At 69.5% G+C, this 13091-nt stretch carries 14 protein-coding genes; 5 read left to right on the top strand and 9 right to left on the bottom strand.

Annotated features, from left to right (window positions below; all coding sequences use genetic code 11):
* Positions 1–14: 14 nt before the first annotated feature.
* The 5 genes from ACSQ2F_RS05145 to ACSQ2F_RS05165 all read right to left on the bottom strand — a co-directional run bounded on the left by ACSQ2F_RS05145 (position 15) and on the right by ACSQ2F_RS05165 (position 4432).
* On the bottom strand, positions 15–1547 hold the full coding sequence (locus ACSQ2F_RS05145) for an AMP-binding protein (RefSeq protein WP_436020458.1): 1533 nt from the start codon (positions 1545–1547) through the stop codon (positions 15–17).
* Between the two features lie 76 nt (positions 1548–1623).
* Positions 1624–2331: a TetR/AcrR family transcriptional regulator gene (locus ACSQ2F_RS05150; protein ID WP_436020460.1), complete on the bottom strand. Its 708-nt coding sequence runs from the start codon at positions 2329–2331 to the stop codon at positions 1624–1626.
* Positions 2332–2381: 50 nt separating this feature from the next.
* Positions 2382–2765 carry a hypothetical protein gene (locus ACSQ2F_RS05155; protein WP_436020462.1) on the bottom strand — a complete coding sequence of 128 codons (384 nt, stop codon included), beginning with the start codon at positions 2763–2765 and terminating at the stop codon, positions 2382–2384.
* 69 nt (positions 2766–2834) lie between these two features.
* Positions 2835–4172 carry a methyl-accepting chemotaxis protein gene (locus tag ACSQ2F_RS05160; protein ID WP_436026732.1) on the bottom strand — a complete coding sequence of 446 codons (1338 nt, stop codon included), beginning with the start codon at positions 4170–4172 and terminating at the stop codon, positions 2835–2837.
* Between the two features lie 2 nt (positions 4173–4174).
* Positions 4175–4432 carry a hypothetical protein gene (locus ACSQ2F_RS05165; RefSeq protein WP_436020464.1) on the bottom strand — a complete coding sequence of 86 codons (258 nt, stop codon included), beginning with the start codon at positions 4430–4432 and terminating at the stop codon, positions 4175–4177.
* A gap of 164 nt (positions 4433–4596) precedes the next feature.
* Here ACSQ2F_RS05165 and ACSQ2F_RS05170 point away from each other — a divergent pair, with 164 nt between their 5' ends.
* Entirely contained in the window at positions 4597–5724 is a 1128-nt protein-coding gene (locus ACSQ2F_RS05170; RefSeq protein WP_436020466.1) for an aminotransferase class V-fold PLP-dependent enzyme, read from the top strand.
* Between the two features lie 21 nt (positions 5725–5745).
* Here ACSQ2F_RS05170 and ACSQ2F_RS05175 read toward each other — a convergent pair whose 3' ends face one another.
* Positions 5746–6645, bottom strand: coding sequence for an FCD domain-containing protein (locus ACSQ2F_RS05175; RefSeq protein WP_436020468.1), 900 nt, complete (start codon positions 6643–6645; stop codon positions 5746–5748).
* 205 nt (positions 6646–6850) lie between these two features.
* On the opposite strand from ACSQ2F_RS05175, the gene ACSQ2F_RS05180 reads away from it, so the two are divergent.
* The 3 genes from ACSQ2F_RS05180 to ACSQ2F_RS05190 are packed head-to-tail and all read left to right on the top strand — an operon-like array spanning position 6851 to position 9837.
* Positions 6851–7831: a Bug family tripartite tricarboxylate transporter substrate binding protein gene (locus ACSQ2F_RS05180; RefSeq protein WP_436020470.1), complete on the top strand. Its 981-nt coding sequence runs from the start codon at positions 6851–6853 to the stop codon at positions 7829–7831.
* Positions 7828–8325 carry a tripartite tricarboxylate transporter TctB family protein gene (locus ACSQ2F_RS05185; RefSeq protein ID WP_436020472.1) on the top strand — a complete coding sequence of 166 codons (498 nt, stop codon included), beginning with the start codon at positions 7828–7830 and terminating at the stop codon, positions 8323–8325. The genes ACSQ2F_RS05180 and ACSQ2F_RS05185 overlap by 4 nt, the downstream gene beginning before the upstream one ends.
* Positions 8326–8337: 12 nt before the next feature.
* Positions 8338–9837, top strand: coding sequence for a tripartite tricarboxylate transporter permease (locus ACSQ2F_RS05190; RefSeq protein ID WP_436020474.1), 1500 nt, complete (start codon positions 8338–8340; stop codon positions 9835–9837).
* Positions 9838–9880: 43 nt separating this feature from the next.
* Here the strand turns inward: ACSQ2F_RS05190 and ACSQ2F_RS05195 are convergent, their stop codons facing one another.
* Together ACSQ2F_RS05195 and phhA are read right to left on the bottom strand one after the other, a co-directional pair.
* Positions 9881–10504: a LysE family translocator gene (locus ACSQ2F_RS05195; RefSeq protein WP_436026734.1), complete on the bottom strand. Its 624-nt coding sequence runs from the start codon at positions 10502–10504 to the stop codon at positions 9881–9883.
* A 14-nt stretch (positions 10505–10518) separates the two neighbouring features.
* A complete protein-coding gene (gene phhA, locus ACSQ2F_RS05200; RefSeq protein ID WP_436020476.1) occupies positions 10519–11409 on the bottom strand; it encodes a phenylalanine 4-monooxygenase in 891 nt (296 codons plus the stop codon).
* 39 nt (positions 11410–11448) lie between these two features.
* Between phhA and ACSQ2F_RS05205 the strand changes: the two genes are divergently transcribed.
* Positions 11449–12372 (top strand): histone deacetylase family protein, encoded by a 924-nt coding sequence (locus ACSQ2F_RS05205; RefSeq protein WP_436020478.1) that lies wholly within the window; start codon positions 11449–11451, stop codon positions 12370–12372.
* Here ACSQ2F_RS05205 and ACSQ2F_RS05210 read toward each other — a convergent pair.
* Positions 12324–13034 (bottom strand): hypothetical protein, encoded by a 711-nt coding sequence (locus ACSQ2F_RS05210; RefSeq protein ID WP_436020480.1) that lies wholly within the window; start codon positions 13032–13034, stop codon positions 12324–12326. The genes ACSQ2F_RS05205 and ACSQ2F_RS05210 overlap by 49 nt on opposite strands.
* Between the last annotated feature and the right edge of the window lie 57 nt (positions 13035–13091).

The following is a 13091-nucleotide window of genomic DNA, read 5'->3' on the forward strand; positions in this document are numbered from 1 at the left end:
AAGTCGGCAGGCAGTCAGATCGCCCGCGACTGGCTGCGCCAGTGCGGCTCGCGCAGCAGTCGCTTGAAGATCTTCCCGGTGTCCTCGCGCGGCAGGGCTTCGTGGAACTCCACCCAGCGTGGCACCTTGTAGTTGGCGATGCGCTCACGCAGGAAGGTCTGCACGGAAGCGGCATCCAGCGTGGCGCCCGGCGACGGCTGCACCGCTGCACCGAGCGCTTCGCCGAACTCCGCGTCGGGAATGCCGAACACCGCGCAATCGGCCACGCCGGGCATGGCATGCAGCACCGACTCGATCTCGGCGGGGTAGATGTTCACCCCGCCCGAGATCACCATGTCGGACTTGCGATCGTTGATGAACAGGTAGCCGTCTTCATCGAGGTAGCCCATGTCCCCGAGGGTGAAGAGCCCCTCGCGTTCAAGCGCCGTTCGCGCCGACGGGTTGCCGATGTAGGTGAAATCGGGGTACGCAGGCTGGCGCCCGTAGATCAACCCCGTTTGCCCCGGTGGCAGCGACTGCCCTTCGTCGTCGAGGATGCGCACCGTGGCGTTGCCGACCGGCCGGCCGGCGGTGCCGGGACGCGCCAGCCAGGTGGTCGAATCGACGAACGTCAGGTAGCCCGTCTCGCTGGAGGCATAGGCCTCGGTGATCACCGGCCCCCACCACTCGATCATGGCGCGCTTGACCTCGGGTGCGCAGGGCGAACCGGTGGACGCCACTTGCTCGATGGAGGAGATGTCGTGGAGGCGCCCGCCTTCGGCGCGGTGGCGCAGCAGCCGCTGGTACATCGTCGGCACCAGGTAGGAGTGCGTGATGCGATGGCGCTCGATCAGGGCCAGCGTGCGCTCGGCGTTGAAGCTCGATTCCATCACCAGCGTCACGCCGTTGGCGCAGGCGTTCATCAGGTAGGACATCGGCGCGCTGTGATAGACCGGCGCACTGAGCAGGACCCGGGCGTCGGGACGCAGGCCGAAGACCGTGGCCATGAGGGCTTTCTGTGCGGCATCCGCGGCGGGGCGCTGCTCGGGCGGAATGGGAAGGCGCCGTACCCCCTTGGGCCGGCCCGTGGTGCCGGAGGTGTAGGGCACCATGCCCCGCGGCGGACCGGAAGGCGAGGGCGCCGGCAGAGCCCCCACGCCGAACCCGCGCCACGCTTGGTGCGTCCGGGTGGTGGACGCGACGGGGTGCGTCGGCACGCCCCCATCGTCCTCGGCCGTCACGGTGATGACGGGCAGGCCGTCGGGCAGGCCGCCCTCGACCTGCGACAGCAGATCGTCATGAATGATCAGCGCGTTGGCGCCGCTGTCGGCCAGCACATGGCCCGCTTCGGCTGCCTTGAAGTGCCAGTTCAGCGGCACGAGGTAGAGCCCGGCCTGGCGGCACGCCAGCACGGCGGTCACGCAGGACGGGCCGTTGCGCAGCATGACGGCCACGGTCATGCCTTCCTGGATGCCCATCTCGGCGAGGCCCGCCGCCACGCGGGCGGCTTCGGCGGCGAGGTACTCGGGGGCGAAGCGGTGCTCGCCGAAGTGCAGGGTGGGAAACACGTGGCCCTCCGTTCATGTGAACAGCGTTAACTTGACGTGCATTCTGGCGCGAGTCGTGGCGCCTGCAACCGGGTTACTACCGAGATGCCGGGGCGCGGTGGCCGCCGCCGATCAAGGCGGCGGTGACGAAAGCGACGAGCAGATCCGTGAGCTGATCGCCGTCCAAGCCTTGCGTGGGGGCCGGCAGCCGCTGCCGGTTGACCCGCAGCATCGCGAGGCCGTGGGTGCTGGCCCAGACCGCGAAGGCAAGGTGGTCGCCCGTGAGGCCGTCAGCGCGCTCCGGCCCGACCATGGGCAGCACGGCCCGGCGCAGCACGTCGAACGAGGTTTCCGCCTCCCGCTGCAGCTCCGGGTAGTCCTGCCGCTGGATCTGCGCGCCGAACATGAGTTGGAAGCGGGCCGGGTGCGCCATCGCGAAATCGAGGTAGCCGCTCATCACGGCACGCAACCGGGCGGGGGCATCGGTGGCCGGCACGGCGTCGAGGCGCCGCGATCGCAGCCGGACGAGATCGCGGAATCCCTGTGCGGCGATGGCCGCCAGCAGCCCGTTCTTGTCGCCGAAGTGGCGAGAGGGTGCCGCGGGCGACACACCGGCCGCCTTGGCGGCCGCGCGCAGGCTCATGGCCTCGATGCCCTCGGCATCGAGCAGGTGGGTTCCCCATTCGATCAGCGAGTCGCGCAGATTGCCGTGGTGGTACTGGCCCGCGGGCTTGACGGCGCGGGGCTTGCGGCGGGACGGCGGGGGCGGGGATGCTGAGTCGCTCAATGGGAAGGGCTCGAACACGGCGGCGTGGCCGCGATGATAGAGCCCGTCCGGCGGCGCGTGTCAGACGCTCAGCGCTGGCGCGGCGTGTCGAGGGCAGCGCCCGGATCCTCTTCGCCAGCCGCCGATTCGCTTTCCAGGTCCATGCCGGTGGGCTGCTCGTTGGTGGCGCTCGTGGTCTTGCCCTTGCGTGCACCTGCAGCGTCCGGCGCGCATTCCGCCTTGCCGGGATCGCACTCGCCGGGCTTCAGGGTCCAGTCGCGCGCGTCCTTGTCGGTGGCGATCTGGCGGTCCGCATGCATGGCCGCGCTGGGTGAGATCGGGTCGCTGGCCGGGAAGGTCTGGTCCAGTGCCTCGTCGAGCAGTTCCTGGTACGTGGGCACCTTCTCCTGCGGGGTCTTCCCCTTGCCGTCGAGTCGACGGGCTTCCCGGTCCTGGGCGTGGGGGTTCTGCATGTCAAGCTCCTTGTTGGCGGATGTGCCATGCAGATTGCGGCAAGCGGTGTGCCTGCCCGCGTCGTCGGCTCAGAAGGATTCCCAGTCGTCGGTACCGGTGCGCGTTGGAGTCCGAGGGGCGGGCGGCTCGGCCTTCGCCGGGTCAGCGACCGCTTTCAGCGCGGGTGGCGTCGCCCGGTGCGTCACCGACGGTGCCGGGCGCGGCCTCGCGGGCGCCGTCGCGGCGGGCACTGCGGTGGCGTGCCGCGCGGGGGCAGACGATGACGCGCCGGTGCGGAACACCGACACCGCCGCGAGCAGGTCCTGCGCCTGGCGCTTGAGGCTCTCGGCCGCCGCGGCCGATTCCTCCACCAGCGCGGCGTTCTGCTGCGTGGCCTGGTCCATCTGGGTGACCGCTTCGCCCACCTGGGCCACGCCGCTGCTCTGCTCGGTGCTCGCCGCACTGATCTCGCCCATGATGTCGGTCACCCGGCGGATGGAGGCCACCACCTCCTGCATCGTCACACCGGCCTGGTCGACGAGCGTGGTGCCCTGTTCGACGCGCTGCACGCTGTCGCCGATCAGCGTCTTGATTTCCTTGGCGGCCTCGGCACTGCGCTGGGCGAGGGATCTCACTTCACTGGCGACGACCGCGAAGCCGCGGCCCTGCTCGCCGGCACGCGCCGCTTCCACGGCGGCGTTGAGGGCGAGGATGTTGGTCTGGAACGCGATGCCGTCGATCACGCTGATGATGTCGACGATCCTGCGTGAACTCTCGTTGATGCCTTTCATCGTGTCGACGACGCGGCTCACCACTTCACCACCCTGCACCGCGACGGTGGAGGCGCCCATCGCAAGCTGGTTGGCCTGGCGGGCGTTGTCGGCGTTCTGCTTCACCGTGCTCGACAGCTCCTCCATCGAGGCGGCCGTCTGCTCCAGCGCGCTGGCCTGCTGTTCGGTGCGGGCGCTGAGGTCGCTGTTGCCCGTGGCGATCTGCGCGCTGGCCGTGGCCACGCCGTCGGCGTTCTGGCGCACGCCCGAGACGATGCCGGCAAGCCGGTCCTGCATGCGGCCGAGGGATTCGCGCAGCCGGCCCATCTCGTCCTGGCTGGTGGCGACGATCGGGTGGCTCAGGTCGCCCGAGGCGATGCGGTCCGCGTCCTTCATGGCTTCGAGGGCCGCGCCCGTGATGCGGCGCGCCGTGTAGAGCGCCAGGGCCAGCCCGACCACCACCATCACGGCCAGGCTGCCGAACAGCAGGCCGACGGACTGGTGGTAGATGGCGTCGACGTGCTCGGCGGCCTCACGGGTGCCGGCGGCGTTGTACTCGACCAGGCGGGTGAGTGCCTGGTCCGCGGCCTGGTAGGTCTGGTGACCGTTGCTCAGGAGCACCGACTTGGCGCCCGACATGTCCAGCTCGCGGACCATCTTCAAGACGCCGGGCGCGGGGCGGTCTCGCGCTCCAGTGTCAGGCTGGTGCCCGACACGACCAGGCGGCCGTTGGCATCCAGGTCGACGTGCCGGCCATCCGACAGTTTGTACTCGGCGAGGCCCGTGGGCTCCCAGTGCTCGGGGTCCGTGTTGAACATGCCGACCCGGCACTGGTGCTCATAGGCGTTGACGGTGTAGGTGTTGCCGTCGCTTCCGCGGGCGTTGAAGGATTCCAGGCGGGCGATCCGCTTTTCCATGGCACAGCTCCTCAGATGACAGGGAACGAACCACTCTACGCCCCTGCCTTGGCCCCAGGCCGCTCATGGGAACTGGCATCGCGGGGGCATCATGCCGGCCCGCTGGGCGGACGAGGGGCGAACCAGTACGATGGCGGCTTCCTGTTCCCTCCACGGAGCCCACGATGCCCGGCCTGCTTCCCGACGTCGATCCCGACGGCCTGCTCGAGTTCTCGGTCGTCTACACCGACCGCGCGCTGAACCACATGTCGAAGTCCTTCCAGCAGGTCATGAAGGACATCTCCTCGGTCCTGAAGTCCGCCTACCAGGCGCGCTCGGCCATCGTCGTGCCCGGCAGCGGCTCGTTCGGCATGGAAGCCGTGGCCCGGCAGTTCGCCACCGGCCGGCGTGCACTCGTCATCCGCAACGGCTGGTTCAGCTACCGCTGGTCGCAGATCTTCGAGATGGGGAGCATTCCGTCGCAGGTCACCGTGCTCAAGGCGCGTCGCACCAGCCCCGACCGGCAAGCCCCCTTCGCACCGCCCCCGGTTGAAGAGGTGGTCGCCGCCATCCGCGACGGCCGGCCGGAGGTGGTGTTCGCGCCGCACGTCGAAACGGCATCCGGGATGATCCTCCCCAACAGCTACCTCAAGGCCGTGGCCGATGCCGTGCATGCGGTGGGCGGCCTCTTCATCCTCGACTGCATCGCCTCGGGCGCCATGTGGGTCGACATGCGGGCCACCGGGGTGGACGTGCTGATCAGCGCACCCCAGAAGGGTTGGAGCGGCTCACCCTGCTGCGCCTTCGTCGCCCTGGGCGATGAAGCCCGCCTGCGCATCGACAGCACCACCAGCACGAGCTTTGCCTGCGATCTGCGCAAGTGGCTGCAGATCATGGAGACCTACGAGTCGGGCGGCCATGCGTACCACGCCACTCTGCCCACCGACTCCCTGGCGCGGGTGCGCGACGCCATGCAGGAGACGGCGCGCGACGGGTTCGACACCCTGCGTGCCGCGCAGCAGGAACTCGGCGACCGCGTGCGCGCCTTGCTGGCCCGCAAAGGATTCAAGTCGGTGGCCGCGCCCGGCTTCGAGGCGCCCGGGGTCGTGGTGAGCTACACCGACGATCCCGAGATCCAGTCGGCCCGGCGCTTCATCGGGCTCGGCCTGCAAACGGCCGCCGGGGTGCCGTTGCAATGCGACGAGGGTCCGGACTACAGCAGCTTTCGCATCGGGCTCTTCGGGCTCGAGAAGCTGCGCCATGTCGAGCGCACCGTCGAGCACCTCGATCAGGCACTCAACCAGATCGTCTGACGGCGCGGCCTCGGCCCGTGCTCACGGGCTGAGCAGATCCCGCAGGCGCCCGAGGTTGTCCAGCGTGCGGCCGAGGTGCACCCGAAGCGCCTCCGAGGCGTCTTGCATGCGGCCTTGCTCGATCAGGTCCAGCACGTGCAGGTGCTGGGCGCAGTGCTCCTGGTAGCGCCCACGGTCCTGCATGGAGCGGTACGACAGCAGCCGCCGAACCCGGTTCACGCGCCGGATGGTGTCGATGAAGAAGGGATTGCCGGAGGCCTCGACCAGCGCCTCGTGGAAATTGACGCCGCGGTCATGCAGGCGGTCCGGCGGGTCTTCGGCGATGCCACCGGCGAGCAGGTGGTGTTCGGCGGCCCGGCAGGCGGCGAGGCGTTCGGCACTCAGGTGATAGCCCGGCTCCAGCAGGGCAGCGGGCTCCAGCGCCAGGCGAAGGCGGTACGACTGCAGCAGGCTGTCGGGTGTGGTGAGCATCGGGGAGAACGCCCAGCCGTAGCCCGCCTTCTTCTGCAGCCAGCCCTCCTGGGCCATCCGGTTGAGCACGGCCGTCGCCTGCGCCGCGGTCAGACCGTAGCGGTTCTTCAGCCACACCTCGGAAAACGCATCGGGGACCTGGCCCGAGAGGCGGTCTTCGGCGAGCTGGAAGTAGCTGCGCGTCACGACGTCCGGGTCGTCACGCTGCAGCTCGTCCCTCAATCCGGGCGCCGCCTGCGCGAGCGGCATGGCCAGGAAGTACCCGCGATTCGGCTGGCGCGTCAGCAGACCCTTGGCATGCAGCAGGCGCAGTGCCTCGTTGACGGGTGAGCGGGACACTTCGAGCCGGTCAGCCAGCTGCTGGGCGGCGAGGTGGCTGCCCACCACCAAACGGTCGCGCTCCAGCAGCTCCAGCACGCGCGATGCGAGGGGCGCGGACACAGACTTCATCGGAACTCCTCGAGAACAATCCCGCGAGTGTCCTTCAGGATCGAGATTCACGCACGGTCCACGCGGCGCAACACGCGATTCGAGTTGTGTCCCGCTGACGCAACGCGGATGTCCTGGATTGCAAACCCGTAGTTCCCGCAATGAGACAAAGTACCGCGTCCGCCAGAATCGCGCACCACTCCGTCACTTTCTGAAAGAGCTCGTCATGACCCGACTTCGCTTTGCTTCCGATCGACGTTCGTTCTCCGCGGCCCTGGTGCTGTCGGCCCTGTTGGCGGCGCCTGCCTTCGCCCAGGCCCCGCTCGACCTGAAGATCGTGGCCCCGGCCGGGCCGGGCGGCGGTTGGGACACCGCCTCGCGCTCGTTGCAGCAGGTGCTGACCGCCACCGGTGCGGCCCGCAACGTGCAGGTCGTCAATGTGCCGGGTGCGGGTGGCACCGTCGGCCTGGCGCAGTTCGTCAACACGGCGCGCGGTGATGGCCAGCAGCTGCTCACCATGGGCATCACCATGGTGGGCGCCGTGCTCACCAACAAGTCGCCCGTCGGCCTGGACGCCGTGACCCCGATCGCCCGCCTGACCGGTGACCCGCTGGTGATCGTCGTGCCGGCGAATTCGCCGCACAAGACCCTGAAGGACCTGGCCACCGCGCTCAAGGCCGATACCTCCCGCGTCGTCTGGGCCGGCGGCTCGGCCGGTGGCGCCGACCACATCCTTGCCGGCCTCGTGGCCAAGGCAGCGGGCGGGGACGCCGCCAAGCTCAACTACGTGCCGTTCTCGGGCGGCGGTGAAGCGCTTGCCGAGATGCTCGGTGGCCGCGTCACGGCAGGCGTCTCCGGCTACAACGAGTTCGAAAGCCAGATCAAGGCCGGCAAGCTGCGCGCCCTGGCTGTGTCCACGGGCAAGCGCATGACCGGCGTCGACGTTCCCACGCTGAAGGAGCAGGGCCTCGACGTCGAACTGGTGAACTGGCGCGGCATCGTCGCCGGCCCCGGCATCACCCCGGCCCAGAAGGCTGCGCTGTCCAAGGCGGTGGAGACGGCGCTGAAGTCGCCCGAATGGGCCAAGGTGCTCAAGGCCCGTGGCTGGGACGATGCCTACCTCGGCGCCGATGAGTTCGCGGCCTTCCTGAAGGCCGACCAGGGGCGGGTCAAGGAAGTGCTGACCACCATCGGGTTGGTCAAGTGAGCGACGACGCCGTGGGCGGCCCGCCGCCGCGCGTGCTGGCGGGCGTGGGCGCATTCCTCTTTGCACTGGCCGCAGCGCTGCTGGTGGACGCCGGCCGGCTGCCGCCGCCGGCGGCGCTCGGCGTCGGGCCGACGGCTGCCATGCGGCTCGTCGCCGCATTGCTGGCGATCCTCGGCGTGGCGCACTTCGTCAGCGCCTGGCGCCAGCGGTCGGTACGGCTCGCAGCGCCCGGCGAGCGGCCCAACCGTGCGGCGCTGGCCTGGGTGCTGGGCGGACTCGTCGGCATGATCGTCTGCCTGGTGGTCGGCGGCGGGTTCGTGCTCGGCTCGGCCGGGCTCTTCGTCGCGACGGCGGCCGCTTTCGGCGAGCGCATCCGCATCAAGCTGCCGCTGATCGCGCTCGCGCTGGCGGTGGCGGTGTTCGCCTTCTTCACCAAGGGCCTGTCGCTGTCCTTGCCGAGCGGCCCGGTCGAGCGCCTGCTGCTCGGCGCCTGACGGGAGCATCCGATGGAAGTCTTTTCGCTGCTCCTGCAAGGCCTGGGTGTCGCCATCCAGCCCGGCAACCTGCTCTTCGCCGGCATCGGCGTGCTGCTCGGCACGTTGGTCGGCATCCTGCCGGGCATCAGCCCCTCGCTCACGGTGGCGCTGCTGCTGCCGCTGACCTTCAAGCTCGATCCCACCGGGTCGATCATCATGTTCGCCGGCATCTACTTCGGCGGCATGTACGGCAGTTCCACCACGGCCATCCTGCTCAACACGCCGGGGGAGGCGGCCTCCATCGCGACCGCCATCGAAGGCCACCGCATGGCACGTGCCGGCCGGGGCGGGCCGGCGCTCGCCACGGCCGCCATCGGCTCCTTCTTCGCCGGTACCCTGGCCACCCTCGGCCTCGCCGCGCTCGCCCCCTGGCTCGTCGACCTCGCGGTGCAGTTCGGCCCCTGGGACTACTTCGCGCTGATGGTGCTCGCCTTCGTCACGGTCTCGGCCACGTTCGGTTCGTCGGTCCTGCGCGGCACGACGAGCCTCGTGCTGGGGCTCGCTCTGGGTCTGATCGGCATCGACAAGCTGACGGGGCAGTCCCGTCTGGCGTTCGGCATGCCCTCGCTCCTCGACGGCGTGTCGATCACCACCCTGGCGGTCGGCCTGTTCGCCATCGGCGAGACGCTGCACACCGCTTCGCGCTTCACCGGCGTGCGGGAGCAGATCGAGGCCGTGCGCGGGTCCTTGTGGATGACGCTCGACGACTGGAAGCGTTCGTGGAAGCCCTGGCTGCGCGGCTTCGGCCTCGGTTTCCCGATCGGCGCCTTGCCGGCGGGCGGCGCCGAAGTGCCGACGCTGCTGTCGTACACCATCGAACGACGCCTGGCCCGCAAGCCGGACCAGTTCGGCAAGGGCGCGATCGAAGGCGTGGCGGGGCCGGAGGCGGCCAACAACGCGGCGGCGACCGGCACCCTGGTGCCGTTGCTGGCCCTGGGCTTGCCGACGTCGGCCACGGCCGCGATGCTGCTGGCCGGGTTCCAGCAGTACGGCCTGGTACCGGGCCCCTTGCTGTTCATCACCAACGCCGACCTGGTGTGGGGCCTGATCGCCAGCTTCTTCATCGGCAACCTGATGCTGCTGGTGCTCAACCTGCCGCTGGTCGGGCTGTGGGTGCAGCTGCTGAAGGTTCCGCAGCCCTGGCTCTATGCGGGCATCCTGCTGTTCGCCGCCATGGGCACGCTCGCGGCCAACCCGTCGCCGGTTGAACTCGCCATGCTGCTGGTGTTCGGGGTGATGGGCTACCTGATGCGCTGCTGGGACTATCCCGTCGCACCGATGATCGTCGGGCTCATCCTCGGTCCGATGGCCGAGGGCCAGTTCCGGCGCGCCCTGCAGATCAGCCTGGGTGACAGCCTGGTGTTCTTCAAGCACCCGAGCTCGGCCGTCCTGCTGGCGCTGGCGGCCATCGCGCTGTTTGCACCGTTGGTCTTCAAGGGCCTGCGGCGCTTCAAGGGCGACGACGCCTGACGTGGTCGATGCCCGGAGCAGGGCGGCGGTGCCGTCCTGCTCCTCAGGCCCCTCGGCGCGAGAGCAGCAAGCCCACACCCGCACCGGCCAGCAGGCCGGCGCTCGCGCGGTTGAAGATGCGCCGCCCGCGCGGGGCGGAGAACCAGCGCCGCAGGTGCACGCCCATCCATGCGTAGGCCGCGATCGCCACGACCTCCAGCACGAGGAAGAGCGCGCCCAGCACGGCGAACTGGGCCGATACCGGTTGCGCCGGGTCGATGAACTGGGGCAGGAAGGCGGTGAAGATCAGGATGGCCTTCGGATTGCCCGCCGCCACCAGGAACTCCTGACGCGCCAGGCCGGCGAGCCCCGCCGCCGGTTCGGACACGGGTTCGTTCGAGCCGGCCGGTGCTCGCCACAGTTGCCAGGCCAACCAGAACAGGTAGAGCGCGCCGCCGATCTTGATGGCGTTGAAGAGCCACGCCGAGGTGTGCAGCACCGCGGCCAGCCCGGCCGACGTGAGCATGATCATCAGCATGAACGCAAGGAGTCGGCCCACGCCTGCCGCCACCGCGCGGGAGAAGCCGTAGCGGGTGGCATTGCCGAGAGAGAGCAGGTTGTTCGGGCCAGGCGCCATGTTCAGCGCGAAGCATGCGGGCACGAAGAAGGCGAGGGCGGTGAGGTCCATGGGGATGAGAAGGGTCACGGCTGTTGTCGTTGGCGGGCATGACGGCCGGTACCGCGCGTCAGCACGGTGTCATCGGGCAGCACGTCGCCCGGCGCATGCTCGGGAGCGGCCAGCGCCCGTTCGTACAAGGGGCCGAAGTCGATGCGGGCCAGTGCCAGCAACGCATCGAAGCTGTCGATCACGAAGTAGGTCTCCTGGAAATCATCGATCCGGTAGCGGGTGCGCATGACCCGTTCCAGCTCGAACCGGATGCGATTCGGGGAGTCGTCCTCCAGCGCGAACACGGTCTCGGTGAACGACGAGGCGATGCCCGCGCCATAGAGGCGCAGCCCGCCATGCTCGCGCACCAGGCCGAACTCGATCGTGTACCAGTACACCCGTGCGAGCTGGGCCAGGGTGCCGAGCCCCTGCGCGCGCAAGCCACCTTGCCCGTAGGCCTGCAGGAAGTCGGCGATCTGCGGGTTCATCAGCATCGGCACGTGGCCGAAGACGTCATGAAAGACATCCGGCTCCTCGAGGTAGTCGAGCTGGTCCGCACGGCGAATGAAGTTGCCGGCCGGGAAGCGTCGGTTTGCCAGGTGCTCGAAGAACACGGCGTCGGGCACGAGGCCCGGAACCGCGACCACCTCCCAGCCGGTGCGGGCCCGCAGCACCGCGCTCAGCGCCCGGAAGTCGGGGATGCGGTCGGGCGCGATCGGCAGGTCCTGCATGCCGCGCACGAACTCGTCGCACGCCCGGCCTGGCAGCAACTTGCGCTGGCGCTCGAAGAGGGTGCGCCAGGTGGCATGTTCGGCCTCGGTGTAGGCGTCGTACCCCTGGTCGATGACCCAGTCGGCGCGCGCCGGCGCGGCGGCGTCGCCTGCCGCGAGGCCGTGGCCGGCCGGGGCGTTGGGAAGAGGCTCCATGGTCCGGTGATTGTCGCGCTTCGGCGGCAGAATCACGCGATGCTGGCCTTTCACACCGATCAGTTCCGTCTGCCGCTTCCGCCAGGACACCGGTTTCCCCAGGAAAAATACCGTCGGCTTCGTGAGCGGGTGGAGGCCGAGGTGCCGGGCATCGAACTCATGGTGGCGCCCGCGGCCACCGACGGCGAGCTGGCCCTCGCGCACAGCCCCGACTATGTCGGCGACGTCGCCGAAGGGCGGCTGAGCGCCGCCCGCCAGCGCGAGATCGGCTTTCCCTGGTCTCCCGAGATGGTCGAGCGGTCTCGCCGTTCGGTGGGCGCGACCATCTCGGCGGCCCGCGCCGCGCTCTCGCAAGGCGTGGCCGCCAACCTCGCCGGCGGCACCCACCATGCATCGTCGGATCAGGGCGGCGGCTACTGTGTCTTCAACGACATCGCGGTGTCGGCGCGGCTCATGCAGGCAGAGTGGCACCGGCACCACCGCCAGTTGCTGCGCGTCGCCGTCATCGACCTGGATGTGCACCAAGGCAACGGCACGGCCGTCATCTTTCGCGACGACCCGACCGTCTTCACCCTGTCGATCCATGGCGAGAAGAACTTTCCGTTCCGCAAGGAGCCGGGCGACCTCGATGTATCATTGCCCGATGGCTGCACCGACGGCCCGTACCTCGAGGCGCTCGACGAGGCGCTGACGCAGCTGTGGGCCCGGCATGGACACACCCCTCCCGGGCTGGTGTTCTACCTGGCCGGTGCTGACGCACACGAAGGCGACCGGCTGGGCCGACTCAAGCTCAGCAGCGCGGGCATGGCCGAACGCGATCGCCGGGTCTTCGCCGTCACGCGCCAGCGCCGCATCCCCACGGTGCTGACCATGGGCGGCGGCTATGGCAACGACATCGACGTGACGGTCGGCGTTCAGCTCGCGACACTGCGCGAGGCGGTACGAAGCGCGCGCCTGTGGTGAAGCCGGAGCAGCCCGAGCCCGACCAACAAGGCCAAGCCGGCCCCCGGTTCGGGAACCGGCGCCGCCACCGGGTCGAAACGGAATCCATCGACGCGGATATTGACCGCGTACGACGCGTACGGGTCGGCGAACGAGGCCTCCATTCGTTCGACCGTGTCCGGACCGATTTGCAGGCTGTCGGGTCGGTCGCCGCCCAGTAGCGCGCCCGGCGCGCCGTAGAACGAGAAGATGGCCCCGTCGAAGCGCGGGCGGAAGTCGCTCCAGAAGGTCGCTCGGGTGCCGTCGCTTTCGGCCATGAAGATGCCGTAGGCCGGCGCACCCGCTCCGGCGTCGAAAGAGAATCGCGCACCCCGCACGTCGAAGTCGATGTGCGAGCGTCCGGGGCCGAAGAGTGTGAAGGTGTCGAGCGACGCCTCGGCCAGCACCGCGTCGGGAATGTCGACCCGGAAGCTGCCCTGCACCGGCGCGTCGATGAAGAACTCGATCGGCCACGGTGTCTCCGGATTCGTGGGGATGACCGAAGCACCTTGCGTCATGCCCCAGAACGTGCCGCTGAAGGTCAACGCGGCGGCAGCACCAGGCGCCCCGAGACCGACGAGCAGCAGAAGCAGCGGGACGACGTGGCGGGCCGGCACCAGTCGGCGGATCGGTGTTGGAGCCATGCTCCCTCCTTCCGGCAGCGGCATGCTGCCTTTGACACTGGCCGCCGTTGGCGTCTG

The organism is Rhizobacter sp. LjRoot28, from assembly GCF_964253025.1.
Taxonomy (GTDB): Bacteria; Pseudomonadota; Gammaproteobacteria; order Burkholderiales; family Burkholderiaceae_C; genus Rhizobacter.